Genomic DNA, 19,768 nt, shown 5'->3' on the forward strand with positions numbered 1-19,768 from the left:
ACTGACTGGTCAGTATAAATTTCAACGATGAACAGAATTATACGCCGCGAACTGACACGGTGTCAACATAGAAAAAAGCCCCGTTTCCGGGGCTTATTCCAAAGAGTAGTATGCGAAGGAATCTACAGGACGATGCCTCGTTCCTTCAAATTGCTTTCCATCGCGCGCTTCATCTGCTCCAAAGAGTGGATCGCCTTTTGCAAGTCGCCCTGGTCTTTGTAGATGTCGCCGAGCAGCGAGTACGACTTGGCGATTTCACGCGGCAGGTCGGCGATCTCAAACACGCCGACCGACTTCTCCATGTACTCGACAGCCGTTTCGAACTGGCCTTGCTCTTTCTTGATGATCGCGTAGGTGCGGTACACATAGCCGCGTTCCACATCCGCATCACCGAGCAGTTCCAGCGCTTCTTCGCAATGTTTGGAAGCGTCTTCAAACGCCTGATTGACGAGGTAAATGCGCGCCATTTCGCCATGCGTGTGCGCAACTTTGTCCTTGTAACCGTACTCTTGGTATTCGGCCAGACACTCCGCCAACGTTTGCAGCGCGAGGTTGAGGTCGCCGCCTTCACCTTTGGCGATGCCGAAGTTTTCCTTCACTTCGATCGCGAGCTTGATGTTTTTCAGACCGCGGTACAGGGAGATCGCATGCTGCGAATACTCGCTGGCCCGGTCGAAGTCGCCGATCTCTTTGAACTTTTGGCCGAGGCGGCGGAACAGGTCGGCGATCGTGTTGAAATTCGCCGTGTCTGCCAACTGCTCGTGGGCACGCTTGTAAGCGTTCAGCGCATCGCTTTTCTCGCCGAGGTAGCCGTACACTTCGCCCAGTTGGCTCAAGATCGCCGAGGCGAGGAACGGGTCTTTTTCATCCAACTTCTCGATCAGGTCGAGCGCCTTTTGCCAGTGGTAGATCGCCAGCGGGTAGTTGTGGCGCTTCTTTTCCACCAGGCCGAGCTTTTTCAGGGCGAGGATCTGCATGTACAGGTCCTTGCGGGTCGCAGCGGACGACAGCACACGGTCGAAGCCTTCCATCGACTCTTCCAAATTGCCCATCTCCAGCTGGCATTCGGCGAGGTCAAACTGGATCTCCGCCGAGTGCAGCTGCGGAATGGAATCCTCCATCAGTTCGGACAGCACAGGGACGGCTTGCCCAAACTCCCCGGCCTCCATCATGGCCCGTGCCACTTTGTATGTAGCGATCTGCTCGATTTGCATCTGCATATCGGTCAGGAAATATTCGATCGGCGTCTCCAGCTTTTCAGCGATCGCCTGCAGCAGTTTGTGCGACGGGTTGGCTTTGTCCGCTTCGATCTGGGAAATCATCGACGGCGTGACCATTCCGGAGCCCAGGTCACTCTGCGTCAAGCCTTTCTGAATGCGTAGTTCTTTAATCTTCTGTCCTAATGTTGCCGGCATACACACATTCTCCTCTCATTCAAGCCTTCAGTCTTGCGTTATTTGCAATGAGCATTAACTTTGGGGTCAATTAATTTTCGTCTTTACCCGAACATTATTAACGGAGTTAATTCATTCTATACATTTCTGCACCCGAATAGACCAAATTTTTTAAGCAAGCACCTCTCCCATTCACAATGCAGTCAAGAGAAAAGACTGTGCGCGGGCACAGTCCATAGCGGTCTGTTACTATCGCAATGCCGGGAGTTCAACACGTACATACTGCAGCAGGTCATGCAGCGTCCCTTGATGGTCAAACGGCAAACGCTGTTCCGGCGCCTGTTCTCCGTTGTTGACCCAATAGGTCTGCATGCCTACCGTGCCCGCGATGAGATCCTCATACGCATCGTTCCCGATCATCATACAAGATTCGGAAGACACGCCAAGTTTCTGTACGATCTCGCGGTAATAATTTGGGTTGGGTTTGCAAAAATGACTGTCCTCGTAGGTGGTGACCAGTTCAAACGGCAGATCGTCGATCCCCGCCCAACGCATCCGGTGCAAAGTGGCCGGGCGCGGGAACAGCGGATTGGTCGCCAGCACCAGCTTGTAGCCTTTTTCCAAAGCGGCGAGCAGGATCTCGCGGGCGAGCGGCGTCGGTTCGGACAAGTGTGACAACTCCCCAAATTGCTGCGCGTAAAACCTCTCGATGATCGGGAAAAAGGCGCCTTCATCCACCGGCAGACTCTGCAAGAAGTCCGCTTTGAACACCTGCTCGTTGGAAAGCGCCTCATCGTCGCTTTTCACCATCGCCTTGGTCGAAGCCCAGACCTGGGCGACGAACTGTTCCGGCGGCAGCAGGTGGGCGACGCTGGCGGCGAGGTGCTTGAAGTAGCCTTTCGTAAAGGTGTCATTATCCATCGGCAACAGCGTGCCGTCCAAGTCAAACAAAAGCGTGGTCAGGCCCATCAGGCTTCCCCTCTCTCTCGCTGTCTGCTTACTTCAAATCTGGAAACCCTTGCTGGCGGAGCGCTTCAAACACCACGACGGCCACCGCGTTCGACAGGTTCAGCGAGCGCGCATCAGACAGGATCGGAATGCGGATGCAAGTCTCCCGATTCGCTTCGATCAGCTCGCCTGGCAGCCCGCGTGTCTCCCGTCCGAAGACAAAAAAGTCGTCCGGCCCGTATTCGATGTCGGTGTACGACTTGTCCGCCTTGGTCGTGGCAAAAAAGAAACGGCCCTGCGGGTACTTCGCTCGCAGGTCTGCAAAACTGTCATGGTAATGCAAATCGAGCAGGTGCCAATAATCAAGGCCAGCCCGCTTTAACTGCTTATCGTCAACAGAGAAGCCAAGCGGCTTCACCAGGTGCAGCGTGATACCTGTGCACGAACAGGTGCGGGAGATATTCCCTGTGTTTGCTGGAATTTCCGGTTCGACGAGTACAATGTGCATTGAAGTGGGAACCCCCTTTTTTAAATCGCAGGGTTAAAGCCGTTCTAAGATACTAGCATACAAAAAGGAACAGCCTCTCGCAACTGCGAAGGCTGTTTCTGTTGAATTTAAGATATATTCTTATATTTTTGCAATTTCAACGATTCGTACTCCAGGACCTTGGATTCTTCCTGCACACGCGTCAATTCGGAGACCGGGATGCGCAGAAATGCATCCACGCACAGCGCACAAAATTGGGTGCCGATATGCTTCAAGATCTCTTCGCGCGCGTATTCGATCGACTGCGCCTTGCGGTACGGCCGGTCGGAGGTGATCGCGTCAAACGTGTCGGCGATCGCAAAAATGCGGGCGAGCAGCGGAATGCTCTCCCCTTGCAGCTGCGCCGGGTAGCCGCGTCCGTCGTACCGTTCGTGATGGTGCAACACAACGTCATGGCCTTCTTTGATGAAATCGATGTCTTTGACCATCAAGTGTCCCATGTACGGATGTTCCTTCATCACCGCCCATTCCTCGTCGGTCAAGGCGGACGGCTTTTTCAGAATCGAGTCGGGCACGGCAATTTTGCCGATGTCGTGCAGCAGTGCGCCCCATTCGAGCTGCTGCATCCTGCGCGCATCCAGCCCGATGCGCTCGCCGATCATCACCGAGTAGCGCACCACGCGCTGGCAGTGTCCGTTCGTTTCATCATCTTTGGCGGCGACCGCGTTGGCCAAGGCGTTTAAGGATGACTGATGGGAACGCAACAACTTCTGATTCTTCTCGCGCAGCACCTGCAGCACCACGCCAAACCCTAAACCGATCCCGGCATGAACCGCGATATCGATGAAAGTAGTCTCATGCATAAGTCCGTAGAAGAGTCCGATCAAAAATCCAATCAATCCGTAAGCATAGCGCATGTGTGCCATGGGAAAGCCCCCCTTCCATTTGGAATTTGACTGAATTTTTTATTTGGAATATTACTTCGATGGCTGAAGGGAGACTCCTGCTCTTTTTCGTGGAAACCCGACAAAAATTTCACAATTGCATGAGAACTGCAACAATCAAAAATTGTCCGGAATGTGGTAAAACGCATATTTGGTGCGCGCCGTGTACGCATAGCTGTCCCGATAATCCCAATAGCGGCGGTGCGAAGCGATCGTGTGCGCGTTGACCAAAGGCCGCCCGTACGCGTCAAAATCGACGACGACCGTGTTGTGCTGCCATCTGCCGTCCCCGTCCCAGTCGTAGCAGATGATGTCCCCAACTTTTAACTGGCGCGGGTCGGCCACTTCCTGCGCATGCAGGAGGCGCGGCAAGGCGAGCTTGAACGAATGCGCGACCGTCCAGGAAAAGCTCCAGTTCTTGCCCCGGTACCACCAGCCGTTCGAGCGGGAGCCGGAATGGATCTGCGGCATCCCGCCGGCATGCACGACCTGCGAGATGTAGTTGGTGCAGTCGTTGCCTTCCATTTTGGCATAGGCCGGGTTGAAGCCGTTCCACCACAGCTCCGCATATTTAAACGCCCGGACCCGGTCATAGCGGCCGCGCATCTCACGCGTTGCAGGCTCTGCATCGGTCTCTTCGATCACTTCGGCCTGTTCAGCAGCTGTCGGCGCCTCGCGCAGCATCTTTGGCTCCGAATTGACGATGTCGCGGGCCACCTTCCATGAGCCGCCTTCATGCAGCAACGTCAAGCGGTGCACGCTGCGCCGCGATTCATGTCCGATGTCGCCTTTCTGTTCATAGAAAAAACGCACGTTTTCAATCAGATCGACCGTCGCCGTCTCGCCGTCCGGGTTCCATTTGGACTGCATGACCTGCAGATGGGTTTTTGCTTTGCGGTAGCGAATATCGCGGGCCGGCAGCGCCTGGCGCAGCGCGCGCACCTCCTGAAAGGAATGGCATTCGGCGGGCGTGCCCGACAAAAAGTGCAGCAGCGTCCCCTCCTCGCCTTGTAGCCAGACCCGGTTTTTCTCCCGGAAAAACTCTTCGACTGTCTTCAGCCACGCCTGATGATCCATCGGGCAGACCTCCTGTCTGAATTGCATTCCTGCTCTGAAGAGACACTAGCGGTTGGAAGCGTTCATCAACTACTGATATGCGGCGCGGCTTGCCTACCTTCCGGAAAAAAATATCTTTGAACAATTTCGCACTCATGGTATACTATAAAATGAAACAGGGTTTCATCTACTGAAACGTTCCAGAGTGAGGAGGTGGGAAGATGGCGGCAGAAGGTGAAAAAGGCACAGTCCGCGCGGTCGAACGGGCACTCGATATCCTGCTCTGCTTTTCCGGATCGGATACAGAGCTTGGATTGTCCGACATCTCCAAGCGGATTGGACTGCACAAAAGCACCGTGCACCGCTTGCTGGCATCGCTGGAGAGCAAGGGCTTCGTCAGACGCCACCCCACCACCGAGAAGTACCGCCTCGGCTGGAGCGTGCTGGAACTGGTTTCGAACATCAACCGGTCGGATGACCTGTCATCGGTCGTCCGTCCTGAGATGACCAGGCTTCGCGATCTGCTCGGCGAGACGACTTCGCTCTACGTCCGGGCAGGCATGGAGCGGATCCGCATCCAGGCGGTGGAGAGCACCCAGCCCGTGCGGCGCGTGGCCGATATCGGCAAACGCCTGCCGCTGTATGTCGGCGCGTCGGGGAAAGTCCTGCTCGCCTATGCGGAAGAGCCGCTGCATGAGTTTTTAAGCGATCCGAGCCTGCCCCCCGATCTCAACCGCGAGGAATTTGCCAAAGCGATTCAAACGGTGCGCGATCAAGGGTATGCAGTATCGATCGAAGAGCGGGAGTTGGGAGCTGCAGCAGTAGCAGCGCCGATCTTCTCCCGCGCAGGTCAGATTGTGGCAGCCTTGTCTGTCTCCGGGCCTGTCGACCGCTTTACAGCGGACGCGGTGGAACGATTTGCGCAGGCAGTGCGCAAGTCGGCCGAACTGCTCAGCAAGATCGTGTAGGACGGCCTGCAATTATCATTTTAATCATGTTTGTTTTTCCTGTTGGTCTAGGCTCCCTTTAGGGTACGCTAGATGGCAGAGACTCATATGAGGTTTATGGGAGGTTTTTGGAATGGCAAAGAACCTGGTTCAAAAGATCCTGGAAGCTCACCTCGTCTCCGAAAAAGGCGAGTGGACTCCTGGCAAAGAAATCGCAATCCGCATCGACCAAACACTGACTCAAGATGCTACCGGTACCATGGCGTACCTGCAATTCGAAGCGATGGGCGTTCCGCAAGTCAAGACCGAACTGTCCGTTTCTTACGTTGACCACAACACCCTGCAGTCCGGCTTCGAAAACGCGGACGACCACCGTTTCCTGCAAACTGTTGCAGCGAAGCACGGCATCCACTTCTCCCGTCCGGGCAACGGTATCTGCCACCAGGTTCACCTGGAGCGTTTCGCGAAGCCGGGCAAGACGCTGCTCGGTTCTGACTCCCACACCCCGACTGCGGGCGGCATGGGGTCGATCGCAATCGGCGCAGGCGGTCTCGATATCGCAGTTGCCATGGCAGGCGGCGCTTTCTATCTGAACACGCCGAAAGTTGTCAAGGTTGAACTGAAAGGCAAACTGCAGCCGTGGGTTGCAGCGAAAGACATCATCCTCGAAGTTCTGCGCATCATGACCGTTAAAGGCGGCGTGGGCAAGATCGTTGAGTACACCGGCGAAGGCGTTGCATCGCTGACCGTTCCGGAGCGCGCAACCATCACCAACATGGGCGCGGAGCTGGGTGCTACCACCTCCATCTTCCCGTCTGACGAAAACACCCGCGTGTACCTGGAAGCGCAAGGCCGCGGCGGCGACTACTCCCCGCTGGCAGCAGATGCAGACGCGACCTACGATGAAGAGATCATCATCGACCTGAACACGCTGGCTCCGAACATCGCACAACCGCACTCCCCGGACAACGTAGTGCCGGTTCCGGATCTGCACAGCCAAAAGATCCCGGTAAACCAAGTGGCAGTCGGTTCCTGCACCAACTCCTCCTATGTTGACCTGATGCGTCTCGCGGCGGTTCTCAAGGGCAAGACCGTACACCCGAACGTATCCCTGGTTGTGTCCCCGGGCTCCAAGCAAGTGTTCGAAATGATCGCTCGCAACGGCGCACTGGCTGACATCCTCGCTTCCGGCGCTCGTATCCTCGAGTCCGCTTGCGGTCCGTGCATCGGCATGGGTCAGGCACCGTCTTCCGGCGCAGTATCCGTACGTTCCTTCAACCGTAACTTCGAAGGCCGTTCCGGCACCGCCGATGCAAAAGTCTACCTGGCATCTGTTGAAACCTGCGCAGCAGCAGCTGTGACCGGTTACATCGCTGATCCGCGTGAACTGGGCGACCTGCCGAACGTGGAAATGCCGGACCAATACCTGATCGACGACCGTCTGGTGCTGTCTCCGTCCGAGCAGCCGGACACCGTTGAAGTTGTCCGCGGCCCGAACATCAAGCCGCTGCCGGTTAACACCGAGCTGGCTGAAGCACTGACCGCTCCGGTTTCCCTGAAAGTCGGCGACAACATCACCACCGACCACATCATGCCGGCTGGCGCTAAAGTACTGCCGCTGCGTTCCAACATCCCGGCGATCTCCGAGCACGTATACGTGCGCGTTGACCCGAACTTCCCGTCCCGCGCGAAGGAACTGGGCAAATCGGTGATCATCGGCGGCCACAACTACGGCCAAGGCTCTTCCCGTGAACATGCTGCACTCGCTCCGATGTACCTCGGCGTGAAAGCTGTCATCGTGAAGTCCTACGCTCGTATCCACCGTGCGAACCTGATCAACTTCGGTCTGCTCCCGCTCACCTTCGTAAACGAAGCTGACTACGATGCGATCGAGCAAGGCGACGAAATCGCAATCGACAACCTGCGCGGCCAAATCGAAGCAGGCAACGAACTGACTGCGAAAAACGTCACCAAAGGCACCGAATTCAAGGTAACCCACGACCTGACCGGACGTCAGATTGACATCATCCTGGCAGGCGGCCTGCTCAACTACACCAAATCCCAAGCGGTTTAATGAACTGCTGAAGATTTGCTCACACTAAGGGGGAGCGACATGCTTCCCCCTTTTCATTGCTTACATTAGACGTTGCTTATCAGACATATGAGGTGAACTCCATGGAAAAATTTACAGTTGTAGTTATGGAAGGCGACCAAACCGGTCAAGAATTGCTCGAAGAGGGCCTGCGCGTCCTCGATCCGTCGCTGATCGGCGTCGATCTTGAACTTGCTCGTTTTGACCTGTCGCTTGAGAACCGCCGCGCGACGAAAAACCAAGTTGTGCATGACGCAGCAGCTGCGATGAAAGAGAGCGGCTTCGGCTACAAAGCAGCGACGATCACCCCGGAAATCCCGGGCGACGTCGGCTCCCCGAACGCGATCCTGCGCAAAGGCATCGACGGCACCGTCATCGTCCGCACCGGCCGCCGCATCCCGGGCATCACACCGGTTGCAGGCGTTTACGCACCGATCTCCGTCGTCCGCATGGCGGTAGACGATGCATACGGCGCTAAAGAATGGCGTGAAGGCGAAGGCGTCGACGAGATCGCTTACCGCACCGAGAAGATCTCCCGCAAGATCTGCCGCGGCGTTGCGCAATACGCGTTCGAACAAGCCCGCAAAACCAACGCGAAAGTATTCGGCGGCCCGAAATTCACCGTTTCCCCGGTTTACGAAGGCATGCTGAAAGAAGAGATGGACCTCGCTTCCAAAAGCTACGCGGAAGTTAAATACGAGCCGCAGCTGATCGATGCGACCTACGCATTGCTGATGAACACGTCCGGCGAACCGCTGGTCATCCCGGCGCTGAACCGTGACGGCGACTGCCTGTCCGACCTCGTCCTGCAAATGTTCGGTTCGATCGCAGGTTCTGAGTCGATCCTGCTGGCGTTTGACGAGCAGCAAAACCCGAAGACCGTCATGGCGGAAGCTCCGCACGGCACCGCGCCGGGTCTGTACGGCAAAAACGTGGCGAACCCGATGGCGATGATCCTCGCAGCAGCGTCCCTGCTGACCTTCTTCAACACCAAAGAAGCAGATCTCGCATCCCGTGCCATCTACGAATCGACGCTCGAAGCGGTCGTTGAAGGCACCCGCACCGCCGATCTCGGCGGCACTGCTTCCACTACCGAATTCACCGATGAAGTCATCCGCCGCATGAAAACCAAACTCGAAGTTTGGAAGACGCTGGCGTAAGCAAGCTCCGAAATAAAGAAAAGACCACCCGGCACAGGAGCCGGGTGGTCTTTTGCGTATGCGCAATGCTTGGCACCTTGTCATATGCTGTAGAAACACACAGCATCGTACGGAGGTGATATACATGGCGGACAATAAGAACGGCGATTGGCTGAAGCAGCTCTTCAATGAAGTGATGCGGCCTCCGAAGTGGATGAAAGAACCGAAGCGCCCCGGCGGGGGCGGCGCAAAAAAACCGAATGGGGATGGAAAAAAGGCTGAGGCTGACGTTTCGATCTCGCCGAAGAAACGTCAGCCCCCCGGCTGGTGGTCCTGGTCGCAATCTGACGGGGTCCCCAAGGCCCGGCGCCGCAAGCGGGAGCGGCAATCTCACCGCTCCCCCCAGCAAGTCCGTAAAACCAAACCTGCCGTCAAAAAAGAGCGTCTGTCCAACTCCCAAGGCCGACTGTCCCAGAGCGACCTTGGGAGCGCTCTTCCCGGCTCGGAAAGCGGCCTGCAAGCGCAGATTCGCCGTCATGGCTTCAGCCCGTCCGTCTGCAGATCCTACGGGATCACGCCAACCAAAGTCGAGCCCTTCGGCCCGGTGCTCCGCCTGCGCACCCAGCAGGGTCTGGTCGCCTTGAAAAAAAGCTACCTGCAGCCCGCGCACATCTCTTTCCTGCACCAGGCCTTTTTGCATTTGGAACAAAAAAAATTCACGCGCTTCTCCCCGTTCCTGTTGACGCCCGACGGGAAGCCTTACGCCACGATCGGCGGGGACACCTACTATGCGACGCGCTGGATTCGCGGTCAGGAAGTCGACTTTCGCTCCATGCCCCAACTGGCTTTGACCGCACGCACCCTGGCCGATTTCCACGTGGCGTCACGTGGGTTTGAGCCTGACGGTTATGCGCCGCCCCCGATCTTCGACATGGTTGACCGTTTCAAAGACCGCCGTGACGAGCTCGCCGAGTGGAAGCGCCGGGCTGCGATCAAGTCGCGCCCCGATGACATCGACAAGATCTACCTTAAGCATGCTGACCACTATATCGACCAGGCCGATCAAGCATTAGCGATGCTGCGCCGCCCGCAAGTGCGATCCCAGCTCCTGTTTGAAGAAGATGATCCATCGCTTCTGCATCTCGATCTCACGCCCTACAACATGATCTACACGCCGAATAACCAAGTCGCTCTAATCGACCTCGATTTCGCGGCATTTGGCCCGCGCACGCTCGATCTGGCCCATCTGATGCGCCGGGGCTTGCAGCGCCAAGACTGGGACGAGGCGGTGGCCCGCCACGTGCTCGTCAACTACAATGCGGCCGCTTCCTTGCAGCCTGCCGAGTATCAGATCCTGAGCGGCTTGCTGCGTTTTCCGCACCGTTTCTGGCGGATCGGCTACCAGCACTATGATCTTGGCCACGATCCCAACCACCTCGGCTACTTTCAGCTGGCCGAGGCTGAAGAGCAAAAGCGTCTCGCCTTTCTCGACAAATACGATAAACAAATAAGCCGAGTGTGGTAACCCCCACGGGGTGCCACAGTCAGCTTATTTGCGAAAGGTCTCTTCCGAAAACACAGCAATGCCATGCCGCTTTAACAAAGCGGACGTCACGCCGTCCCCAGGCATCTTTCCGCCAGAGAAACTGCCGTCATAAATCACCGACGATCCGCATGACGGGCTGCGCTCTTTCAGAATCGCCTCTTTCGCCCCGACCAGTTGCGCCATCTTCAAGGCCTGTTCCGCGCCCTTTATAAACTGCGCCGTCACGTCTGCGCCCTGATCGGTCAGCACTTTCGCCTTGCCATCGAGCACGTCCTCCCCCGTCCCGCCCACAATCTGCGCGGGCGGCCGAGGCGTGGACAAGCCGCCGAGCTGTTCCGGGCAGACAAAAACAGCTTCGCCCTTCACGACCATCTCCTGAAATTCCTCAATCAAATTGTCGTCCCCGTCGTACCGGCATTGGCATCCCACCAAACAAGCACTGATCACCTTCATAATCCCCATCCTCCTCTCACAGGCCAAAACCTTTCACTTCGACCTACTCAGTTCCTTTCCATCCCAAACCATTTCCTGCTTCCTCACTCAGCCCCGTCCACAGCCCAAGCCATTTCCTGCTTGATCTCTTCCTCCGGCTCCCGAGCATACGCCTGTGCGACTTTCTCCCGCGTGCCGTCCGGGTCGATCTTCTGCAGCGCCCACGCGATCGTTCCGCGAATTTCCGGCCGCTCATCACGCTCCAGCATCTCGAGCAGTTTCGGCACCGCCGCCTGCTCCCGCATGTTGCCAAGCGCGATGATCGCATTGCGCTGCATCACCTTCGCCCCGCGCCACGCCGCCGCCGACTCGCCAAACTCCCGCCGGAACTGCTTGTTCGATAAAGTCAGCAAATGCATCAGATCAGGAAACGCATACTCCGGCTCCGGATCAAACTCAATCGCCGTCCCAAACGCCACTTCCTTATTCTTCGGACAGACCACCTGACAGGTATCACAGCCCCACAAACGCCGTCCCAGCTTCGCCCGATATTCCTCCGGGATCAAGCCTTTCATCTGCGTAATATAAGACAGACACTTGCTCGAATCGGTCTGAAACGGACTCACCAGCGCCTTTGTCGGACAAGCTTTCAAACACAGATCCGGACAATCTTCACACTGCGGCAGCGGAGTCGGAACGCTTGGCTCAATGTCAACATCACATACCAATTGCCCGAGAAATACCCACGAACCGTGCGTCTCCGTGATCAGCGAACAGTTCTTGCCGACCCAGCCAATCCCGGCCCGCTGCGCCACCGCACGATCCACCAGCGGCCCCGTATCCACCGAGTTATGCACCGCGACCGGCCGCCCCAATTCCTGCTCCAGCCGTGCCGCCAACAGCTCCAACTTCCCCTTCAGCACCTTGTGGTAGTCCATGCCCCATGCATACACCGACATCTGTCCACGCAGACCTTCCGGCTTTTTCTGCCCGACGTATTTTTCTGTGCGATATGCCATCGCGATTGCCACAATCGACTTCGCCTCCGGGAAAAACGCCTTCGGATCGACCCGCTCTTCCAGCACATCATGCTCGAAGCCCGACTCATGCCCCGACTCCCGATACATCACCAAATGCTCATGCACATCGTGAAACGGCTCGGCAGTCGTCACGCCGATGCCGTCGATGCCAAGTTCCGCACCGATGCGCAATATCGTCTCATTGTCGATCTCATACTTCCTCATCGCCGCCACACATCCTCACTTCGGAACGGCTGCCCGCGCCAATTCATCACAGCGTTCATTCCACCGGTCGCCGCTGTGCCCTTTCACTTTAAAAAAGGCAATCTTGTGCGTCCGATACAGCCCCAGCAGCTCTTCCCACAGATCCCGGTTCGCCACCGGCTGCTTCTGCGAATTGAGCCAGCCGTTTTTCTCCCAATTCACATACCATCTCGACTTGAAACAATTGATCAGATACGCACTGTCACTATACACATCCACCTTGCACGGATACTTCAACACCTTCAAGGCTTCGATCACCGCCAAGAGCTCCATCCGTTGATTGGTCGTCTCCTTCTCGCCGCCGGAGATCTCCTTGCGGTGGTCGCCTGTCATCAGCACCGCGCCGTACCCGCCCGGCCCCGGATTGCCCGAGCAGGCGCCGTCTGTGTAGATCACAACTTCTTTCATCATCCGCTTCCTCTTTCGCTCTCTGTAGTATTCGCCCCGAGCCCAAGCAATATATACTGCTGCTTCGCGCGAATCTGCTCCTCCAGCGTCAAATCTTCCGGTTCGAACAGATCCAGCACAAACTGCGGCACCATCTTGGGATACAGCAGCGCCCCCATCATTTGCAGCATCGCCGTTTTCAACGAACGAAACCGAAATTGCCCCTGCGCCTGCCCCTCGGCAAGCGTATCGCGCAGCCGCTGCCAAAACGCCAGCGGATACTGCCCGAGCAGATGGTGGCGATCCGACTTCAGCATGATCTCCTGCATCAGGATCTTCTGTACATCGCACTCCTGCTCCGACCAGCGCAGAAATCCTTCCACATAGCGGCTGATCCGCTCCACCGGGTCGGCGATCACATCGATCTCCGCGTACATCTCCGGCCCCGGAAAAGCCGAATCAAGCAAAGCAAACAGCAGTTTTTCTTTGCCGCCGAAATGATAAGAGACAAGAGCCACATTGGCCCCTGCCTCCTCGCATATTTGTCGCACGGACGTCGCCTCAAAGCCTTTTTCCGCAAAAAGGCGCTTCGCCGCATCGAGAATTCGTGTTTTCACATCTTCACTCATGTGCTCCCACAACCTTCTTGTCTTTATAAATCAGCACACCGATCAAAGTCACGCCATACGCCGCCAGCGTGATCCACAAGAGACCGGCCACTGCGCCGCCCGTTCCGGTGCCGCCAAACAGCAAGTTCATGTTGCCCAGCACCGCGTACGTCGCAGGCAGGAAGTTCCCCACATTGTAAAACAGATCGGACAACAGCTCCCGCGGCAGCATCGTGCCCGAAGTCGCGAGCTGAAGCGACAGCGCGATGATATTAAACAGCATGCCCGCCTGACCAAACAGGAACAAAAACATCTGCGCAAACGCCAGGAACGAGAACAAAGTCAAAATCAAAAACCCGCTCAGTTCCAAGAAACCGGCGACCGGCTCCACATCAAACAGATACAAAATCCCCGTCGCAATCAGTCCAATCCCCACCGCTGCGCCCGCATTGATGATCTGGCGCGCCAAGAATCGCTGCCAGCGGTTCGTGCGGCTCGTGATGATCGTTGCCGTTACGGTCAACTGCATCGACAACAGCATGCTGCCAACATACGACGCCAGCACCACCATCATCGGCACCATCTGCAGCGAGAAGTTAGAGATCGGATTGAGCGCCGTATACGTGCCTTCCACACGGTCGGTCACACCTGCTGCAATCCCCTGCGCCTGAACAGCCGGCACGCGCATTTGGCTCAGCGCAGCCACAATGCCATTTTGTGTAGCCACATGATTAACATTCTTCGTCACTTCGCCCAACACCTGCTGCCCCACAGTTTTTACCATCGCCGGGTTGGACTCGTTGACCAGCACTTCAATCTTCGCCTTCTCACCCTGCTTCTGCAGCGTTGCCGAAAAATCGGCCGGGATATAGATCACCGCCTGCAGATCGCGGGCATTCAACTGCGCTTTCGCTGCTTCCAGATTCGCCGGTGTCTCCATCTCGAACGGCAGGCTGGTCTGCAGATTTTTGGCAATCTCTTTCCCAGCGCCTTGATCAGCGCTTACCACACCGATGTGCAGTTGATCCATCCGGCCGGTCACATTGTCATAGCCGTTCATCCAGACCACAGCGAACACCAGTTGGAAAAACAGCATCGTGATCAGCCCGACTAGGGTCGTCTTTTGCTGGAAAAATAATTTTAATGTTTGTCCCATACTCCCTCACCCCATCTAAAACGATTGTTTTAATCAAACGTTTGTTTAATTCCATGTTTCTAAGTATATGCAACAATTTCCTGCTGTCAACAAGAAAAATTGGATTTGGGGCATCCTATTCGGTGACCAACTCGGAGGAGGAAACGGAACATGCTAAAAGCAGACAAATTAAAGGGACTGCCCCCCTACATATTTGCCCGTCTCGATGAGCGGGTGTACAAGTTGCGCGAGTCGGGCGTGAAAGACATCGTCGATTTTGGCAAAGCCGACCCTGACCACTCCACGCCCCAAGCGGTGGTCAAGCGCTTGCAAGAAACGGCAGCCGACCCGGAAAATCATCACTACCCGGCGTTTAAAGGTTCGCTGTTTTTCCGCGAGCACGTCGCCAAGTGGTATCAGGAGCGCTTTGGCGTGACGGTCGACCCGGAGACGGAAGTGATCGCCCTGCTTGGCTCCAAAGAAGGCTTGTTCCACATCTCGCTGGCCTACGTCTCCCAAGGCGACATCGGCCTCGTGCCCGACCCGTCGTTTCCGGCGTACAACGACGGTGTCTTCTTCGCGGGCGGCGAGGTGCTGCGCATGCCGCTGACCAAAGAAAACGGCTACCTGCCCGACTTGGACAGCCTCGACGAAGCGACCCGCCAACGCGCCAAGATCCTGTTCCTCAACTACCCGAACAACCCGACCGGCGTGTTTGCCCCGCCCGAATTTATGGAGCGTGCGATCCGGTTCTGTCAGGAGCACGAGATCCTGCTTTGCTACGACCACGCCTACAGCGAAGTCTACTTGGACGATGCCAACAAGCCAAAAAGCCTGCTCGAATTCCCGGGCGGCAAAGACGTGGGCGTCGAATTCTTCACCTTCTCCAAAACGTTTAACATGGCGGGCTGGCGCTTAGGCGCGGCGGTTGGCAACGCTGAGGTGATCAACTCGCTGCTCGTCGTGCAAAGCCACATCAACTCCGGCATCTTTGCGCCGATCCAGTTCGCCGGGGTCACCGCGCTGACCGAAGTGACGCACTCCAACTTCCCGCAGGAACAGCGCGACGAGTACAAGCGCCGTTTCGAATATGCCTTGGGCAAATTCCGGGAGATCGGCTGGGACGTGCATCCGCCGGACGGCACCGTCTACCTCTGGGTGCCGACGCCGCAGAACATGAACGGCGAAGAGTTCGCCAACCACCTGCTCGACGAGTACCATGTGGTCGTAGCGCCCGGCACCGCGTTTGGCGAGACGGGTGACCGCTACGTGCGGCTGTCCTTGACCACCCAATACGAAAATGTGGTCAAAGGCATCGACCGCATCTGCCAGGCTTTACAGAAACAAGCCTAGTCCCCAGCGCTTCCCTCACATGAAACCTACTTGGCGGACAGATGCTAAGTTCAGAGTGTAAACGCCTGCTGTGAGGAGGTATTGGGTTATGAAATCCTGGCGCAAAGGTTTGTCTACCATGTTTCTGCTTTCCTTCGTCGCCACCGGCCTGTGGGGCTGCGGCCAGCAAGCGCTTCCCGATCGGTTAGACGATGACCGTGGCGGACGAATTCAATCCGGTCCCGAGAATCCGCGCGTGCCGGAACGGCTGATGAAAGACGCAAAAAGCAACGGCATCACCGCCGCCAACTCACTGGCGCAAAAGATCAACCAGATGCCGGGCGTGCAAAACACCACCGTCCTTGTGTACGGCGATGATGCGTATGTCGGGCTGACCAACATCGGCACGGAAGCGCCGCGCAAGGATGCTCAGATCAAGCAGGACTCCTGGGTCGGCGAAAGTCCGTGGGGCACCACCGAACAACCGAAATCGGCAGCCGGGATGACTGTGGAACAGTTGCAGGCGGAAGGCATCCGCAGCAATGCAGCGACCCTCGAAGGCCCGCGCACTTCCGTTTCCGGGGACATCTCCGATACACTGAAGGCGGAGATCGTCGCCCGCGTCAAACAGAAGCTGCCCCAGGTGAAAAACGTACATGTTACCGGCAACCTGCAAGTCACCCAGCAGCTCAGCGGCTACAAGTACTTCATCTCGCGCGGCGGGGATATGCGACCGTTCATGAACGACTTCCTCGGCGTGGTGGGCAACTCGTTTTAACGCAAAAAGAGACACACCCCGAGGGTGTGTCTCGCTTTATTTTGTTTCCGCCCACGCCTTCTCAATGACGGCGCGAATCTCCGGATATGTAACGTCCACGCCGTGGCTGTCACTGCGTTCCAGTACATATTTTACCGCTTCGTTCAACTTGGCCGGTCCGTCATAATGGGTAAACGCGCGCTCGGCGTAATGAAACGCCTCTTGTCCGATCAAGTTCAGCCACTCGCGCTGGCGGACGGTCGTCTTGGTGCGGTAATAGCGAACGGCTTTTAATTTCCACCGATGCAATACCACGAGAAGGACGAACATACCCAATTCCATCCCCACAAGCAGGATGTCTCGTACAGCGAGGTTAACGGCTGTTGGTTCCACTCCATCTTCACTCCCCCCTTGTCAGGCTGACCGTATGTGTGTCGTTGTCCCAATTGATCGCGCAGCCGAGCAGTTCGGCGAGCTCCCGCACCGGGACATAGGTCTTGCCTTCGATTAATCGTCCGTGCTGGACAAGCGATGCGCCGTTTACTTTCACCGTCACCCGGTCATCGCTTCTGTACGTCGCGGCCGGCAACGTTACGGCCGGCGCGATGTAGCGGCGGTCAAAGATCTTGCACAACGCTTCGGCAGCCGCTTCCGCCTGCCGCTGCAGGAAGCGCTCATCGCCGATCCGCGCTTCTTCCGCCGCATTGGTGATAAATCCGCCTTCGATCAGCAGCGCGTCCATCATCGTGTCGCGCAGCACCTGAAAATCGCCGAGATACACGCCGCGGTGCTTCTGTCCGGTCGCTGCGGCGATGTGGTGGCTGAGCAGGTCTGCCTTGTAGTAGGCGGTCTTGTCCTTTTGCGACGGGTGAATCCACACCGACACGCCATGCACGTTCTCGTCAGCGCTAGCATCGTAGTGCCACGAGACGTAGAGGTCGGCCGAGTTGGTGTTGGCGAGCATCGCGCGCGCCTTCAGATCGACCGCATCGGTCACACCCGGTACCCGCTCCGTGTCTTTGTCGCGGGTCATCAGCACCTGAAACCCGGCCCGCACCAGCGCGTCGCGCAGGTACAGACAAGCCTTGAGGTTCACGTCTTTCTCTTTCAACCGCTTGCCGACGGCGCCGGGGTCGCGGCCGCCGTGGCCCGGGTCGAGCACAAGTCTTGGCATCTTCATTCCTCCTTCACCCTCTCCTATGCAGCGTCCCTAGCGAATCGGGGACAGCTTCTGCAGCACTTTCAGAATCCCCCGGGCCGCGCCTTGCGCCTGCGCCTGCAAAAAGTCGGGGTTCTTGCACAGCTCCAGCTCCCTTGGGCTGGACATAAACGCGCCGCGGATCATCAGCGCCGGGACGTTGACCATCGACAGCACCTTGTCGCTGTCCTGGAAGACGCCAAGCATAATCTGCTGCGTCACATCGACAAGCGCATCGCCAATCATTTCAAACTCGATCATGCAGTGTTCGTCTGCCGTCTCGCTGACCCACAGCGACACGCCGCTGACCTCCGCATCCTCCAGATAGTCGCAGTGCCAGGAGACGAACAGGTCGGCTTCCATCGCCGATGCCAGCTCCGCGCGCTTCATCGCCGGGACGTCGGTGTCGCCGGTGCGGGTGAGCAGCACGTCCACCCCGTATGTTTCCAGCAGTTGCTGCAAGCGCAGGCAAACGGCCAGATTGATCGTCTTTTCTTCCGCCCCGTCTGCGGTAAACCCGCTCTCCGTGCCGCCGTGGCCGGGATCGAGGACAACATGCCATTGTTTCTTTTCGAACGTCATTGCCTAAAAAGCCCCTTTCAATTAAAAGCAAGTCAAAAAACAAGTCAATAAAACAAGTCATAGAAAAAAGGACGCCATGCCAAGCTCATGCCGTCTTGCTGACTGCACGCGCTGCATAACGTCCTCCGGGTCTCGGTCGGACCATGTAGTTTGGCTTTATTTTTTCTCGCGATAATAAGTGGTCGCTTCCATCACACAGGAGAGAATCTGTCCGTGATGTGTCTTGACTGTTCTCGTATCGAACTCGCCCAGCTTGATCTCATCAATGATCCGGCCGCGGTCCACGAGGACCAGCTTGGGGCCGTCATCCACACGAACAGATTGAAAAACCGGCTCTTTTGATTGTGCTTTCTTCATGCAATTAACCTCTCTTTGAGTACGACCTTGCATACAAAGAATAGCACATATGTTCGTATTTTTGCAAGCGGAAAAGTTGTGAAATGCGAACATTTGCTCCTATTCGCGAATCAGGATCTCCAGCTGAATCTTCTCCCCGCCCCAGTCGATCTTCTTGATGCGGTACGAATATTTATCGCCCGGCCGCTCCGAAAAGGCGACCTGCAGCGTGTATTGTTCCGACTCCACATGCACCCACGGCGGCCACGGCAGCCCTTCCAGCACGGCGAACAAGGTCTTCAGCGGAATCGAGTACCCGCCGACTTTCGCGTCTTCCGCGACCAGGGTCAGGTCGCCGTCCTCCTGCACCTGCGGGCGCATCCACATCGACAGCTCCATCTGGCGGCCAAAAAACTCCAGCGACGTGTCGGTGCGCACCAGCCCGCGCTCAAGCGAAAGCTCCGCTTTGGAGATCGGCGACTCTTTTTTCGCCAGCTGCATGGCGAGATACGAGTTGATCGCATCGGCCGACACGTTCGCTTCGATCGGCACCGCCGCCCCTTGCGTCGCGGTTGGCGCGGGCAAGCTGGAGCTTGACCCGGACGAGGTGATGTCAAACCACACGTACAAGAGCAGCGCGAGCAGGATGAGCAGGAATCCTGCCAGCAAAAAAAACGAAAAGCGCCACGGATTCTGAAGAAAGCTCTTTTTGATCGTCGACAAGGCGGACTCCTCCTTTCACAATTCCCTTCACAGTTCCTTCATTGGACAAAGCACCTGCAAGTAAGGTAGCATGGTAGCAGACTCTGTATAAAAATGAGGGATTTTCCGATGAAGCTTAACCGTTTGCGCAACTGGGCGCTGGGCTTGATTTTCCTTGCGTTTATCGTGATGTATATCGGCGTCTTTGTGCCTGTGCTGATGCCGTACCTGCTGATCATCGGCATCATCATGATCCTGATCTCCGTGTTCATCTATTTCCGCGTCGGCGCGATGTCGATGCAGATACCTACTTTAGAATGCCCGCATTGCCATAAAAAGACCAAAGTGCTGGGCGTCGAAGACGGCTGCATGTATTGCCAGGGCCTGATTCAGGTCGAGATGGCCGAAGACGGCGGACTGTACCTCATCCCGCGCAGCAAAACAACCTGATCATGGTGAGTAT

22 protein-coding genes are annotated in these 19,768 nt (G+C 56.7%); 7 read left to right on the forward strand and 15 right to left on the reverse strand.

The window, feature by feature from the left end; all coding sequences use genetic code 11:
- Window positions 1-122: 122 nt before the first annotated feature.
- The 5 genes from CBW65_RS00850 to CBW65_RS00870 all read right to left on the reverse strand — a co-directional run bounded on the left by CBW65_RS00850 (window position 123) and on the right by CBW65_RS00870 (window position 4,850).
- Window positions 123-1,415: a helix-turn-helix domain-containing protein gene (locus CBW65_RS00850; RefSeq protein WP_087455143.1), complete on the reverse strand. Its 1,293-nt coding sequence runs from the start codon at window positions 1,413-1,415 to the stop codon at window positions 123-125.
- 228 nt (window positions 1,416-1,643) lie between these two features.
- Window positions 1,644-2,363 carry an HAD family hydrolase gene (locus tag CBW65_RS00855; RefSeq protein WP_087455144.1) on the reverse strand — a complete coding sequence of 240 codons (720 nt, stop codon included), beginning with the start codon at window positions 2,361-2,363 and terminating at the stop codon, window positions 1,644-1,646.
- A gap of 28 nt (window positions 2,364-2,391) precedes the next feature.
- Window positions 2,392-2,850, reverse strand: coding sequence for a tRNA (uridine(34)/cytosine(34)/5-carboxymethylaminomethyluridine(34)-2'-O)-methyltransferase TrmL (trmL, locus tag CBW65_RS00860; RefSeq protein ID WP_087455145.1), 459 nt, complete (start codon window positions 2,848-2,850; stop codon window positions 2,392-2,394).
- A 107-nt stretch (window positions 2,851-2,957) separates the two neighbouring features.
- The gene (locus CBW65_RS00865) at window positions 2,958-3,755 is read right to left on the reverse strand and encodes an HD-GYP domain-containing protein (RefSeq protein ID WP_087455146.1); all 798 of its coding nucleotides are present in this window, start codon (window positions 3,753-3,755) and stop codon (window positions 2,958-2,960) included.
- Between the two features lie 135 nt (window positions 3,756-3,890).
- Window positions 3,891-4,850 (reverse strand): amidase domain-containing protein, encoded by a 960-nt coding sequence (locus CBW65_RS00870; RefSeq protein ID WP_157721687.1) that lies wholly within the window; start codon window positions 4,848-4,850, stop codon window positions 3,891-3,893.
- Between the two features lie 200 nt (window positions 4,851-5,050).
- Between CBW65_RS00870 and CBW65_RS00875 the strand changes: the two genes are divergently transcribed.
- From CBW65_RS00875 to CBW65_RS00890, 4 genes are all read left to right on the forward strand, one after another.
- The gene (locus CBW65_RS00875; protein ID WP_087455148.1) at window positions 5,051-5,797 is read left to right on the forward strand and encodes an IclR family transcriptional regulator; all 747 of its coding nucleotides are present in this window, start codon (window positions 5,051-5,053) and stop codon (window positions 5,795-5,797) included.
- Window positions 5,798-5,909: 112 nt separating this feature from the next.
- Window positions 5,910-7,850, forward strand: coding sequence for an aconitate hydratase (locus CBW65_RS00880; RefSeq protein ID WP_087455149.1), 1,941 nt, complete (start codon window positions 5,910-5,912; stop codon window positions 7,848-7,850).
- A 101-nt stretch (window positions 7,851-7,951) separates the two neighbouring features.
- Window positions 7,952-9,028, forward strand: a complete 1,077-nt coding sequence (locus CBW65_RS00885; RefSeq protein WP_087455150.1) for an isocitrate/isopropylmalate family dehydrogenase — start codon at window positions 7,952-7,954, stop codon at window positions 9,026-9,028.
- Between the two features lie 124 nt (window positions 9,029-9,152).
- Window positions 9,153-10,532: a CotS family spore coat protein gene (locus CBW65_RS00890; protein ID WP_157721688.1), complete on the forward strand. Its 1,380-nt coding sequence runs from the start codon at window positions 9,153-9,155 to the stop codon at window positions 10,530-10,532.
- Window positions 10,533-10,556: 24 nt separating this feature from the next.
- Here CBW65_RS00890 and CBW65_RS00895 read toward each other — a convergent pair whose 3' ends face one another.
- The 5 genes from CBW65_RS00895 to CBW65_RS00915 form a co-directional block, all read right to left on the reverse strand.
- The gene (locus CBW65_RS00895; RefSeq protein ID WP_087455152.1) at window positions 10,557-11,006 is read right to left on the reverse strand and encodes a 2-thiouracil desulfurase family protein; all 450 of its coding nucleotides are present in this window, start codon (window positions 11,004-11,006) and stop codon (window positions 10,557-10,559) included.
- An 83-nt stretch (window positions 11,007-11,089) separates the two neighbouring features.
- A complete protein-coding gene (gene queG / locus CBW65_RS00900; RefSeq protein WP_087455153.1) occupies window positions 11,090-12,229 on the reverse strand; it encodes a tRNA epoxyqueuosine(34) reductase QueG in 1,140 nt (379 codons plus the stop codon).
- A gap of 15 nt (window positions 12,230-12,244) precedes the next feature.
- Window positions 12,245-12,676: a ribonuclease HI gene (gene rnhA, locus CBW65_RS00905; RefSeq protein ID WP_198299829.1), complete on the reverse strand. Its 432-nt coding sequence runs from the start codon at window positions 12,674-12,676 to the stop codon at window positions 12,245-12,247.
- Window positions 12,676-13,284, reverse strand: a complete 609-nt coding sequence (locus tag CBW65_RS00910; RefSeq protein WP_087455155.1) for a TetR/AcrR family transcriptional regulator — start codon at window positions 13,282-13,284, stop codon at window positions 12,676-12,678. Before CBW65_RS00910 ends, rnhA begins: the two co-directional genes overlap by 1 nt.
- A complete protein-coding gene (locus CBW65_RS00915) occupies window positions 13,277-14,419 on the reverse strand; it encodes a YhgE/Pip domain-containing protein (protein ID WP_087455156.1) in 1,143 nt (380 codons plus the stop codon). The genes CBW65_RS00910 and CBW65_RS00915 overlap by 8 nt, the downstream gene beginning before the upstream one ends.
- A 150-nt stretch (window positions 14,420-14,569) precedes the next feature.
- Here CBW65_RS00915 and CBW65_RS00920 point away from each other — a divergent pair, with 150 nt between their 5' ends.
- Window positions 14,570-15,751, forward strand: a complete 1,182-nt coding sequence (locus CBW65_RS00920) for an aminotransferase class I/II-fold pyridoxal phosphate-dependent enzyme (RefSeq protein WP_087455157.1) — start codon at window positions 14,570-14,572, stop codon at window positions 15,749-15,751.
- A gap of 88 nt (window positions 15,752-15,839) precedes the next feature.
- On the forward strand, window positions 15,840-16,508 hold the full coding sequence (locus CBW65_RS00925; protein WP_087455158.1) for a hypothetical protein: 669 nt from the start codon (window positions 15,840-15,842) through the stop codon (window positions 16,506-16,508).
- Window positions 16,509-16,544: 36 nt separating this feature from the next.
- On the opposite strand, the gene CBW65_RS00930 is transcribed toward CBW65_RS00925, so the two are convergent.
- The 5 genes from CBW65_RS00930 to CBW65_RS00950 form a co-directional block, all read right to left on the reverse strand.
- A complete protein-coding gene (locus CBW65_RS00930) occupies window positions 16,545-16,829 on the reverse strand; it encodes a phage holin, LLH family (RefSeq protein WP_408646544.1) in 285 nt (94 codons plus the stop codon).
- 58 nt (window positions 16,830-16,887) lie between these two features.
- The gene (locus CBW65_RS00935; protein WP_157721690.1) at window positions 16,888-17,661 is read right to left on the reverse strand and encodes an N-acetylmuramoyl-L-alanine amidase; all 774 of its coding nucleotides are present in this window, start codon (window positions 17,659-17,661) and stop codon (window positions 16,888-16,890) included.
- 36 nt (window positions 17,662-17,697) lie between these two features.
- Window positions 17,698-18,267, reverse strand: a complete 570-nt coding sequence (locus CBW65_RS00940) for an N-acetylmuramoyl-L-alanine amidase family protein (RefSeq protein WP_087455160.1) — start codon at window positions 18,265-18,267, stop codon at window positions 17,698-17,700.
- Window positions 18,268-18,423: 156 nt separating this feature from the next.
- Entirely contained in the window at window positions 18,424-18,624 is a 201-nt protein-coding gene (locus CBW65_RS00945) for a hypothetical protein (RefSeq protein ID WP_087455161.1), read from the reverse strand.
- A gap of 99 nt (window positions 18,625-18,723) precedes the next feature.
- On the reverse strand, window positions 18,724-19,326 hold the full coding sequence (locus CBW65_RS00950) for a DUF2140 family protein (RefSeq protein ID WP_087455162.1): 603 nt from the start codon (window positions 19,324-19,326) through the stop codon (window positions 18,724-18,726).
- A 108-nt stretch (window positions 19,327-19,434) separates the two neighbouring features.
- Between CBW65_RS00950 and CBW65_RS00955 the strand changes: the two genes are divergently transcribed.
- Window positions 19,435-19,755, forward strand: coding sequence for a DUF2614 family zinc ribbon-containing protein (locus CBW65_RS00955; protein ID WP_087455163.1), 321 nt, complete (start codon window positions 19,435-19,437; stop codon window positions 19,753-19,755).
- Window positions 19,756-19,768 lie beyond the last annotated feature (13 nt).

This window comes from Tumebacillus avium (assembly GCF_002162355.1).
Classification (GTDB): Bacteria; Bacillota; Bacilli; order Tumebacillales; family Tumebacillaceae; genus Tumebacillus_A; species Tumebacillus_A avium.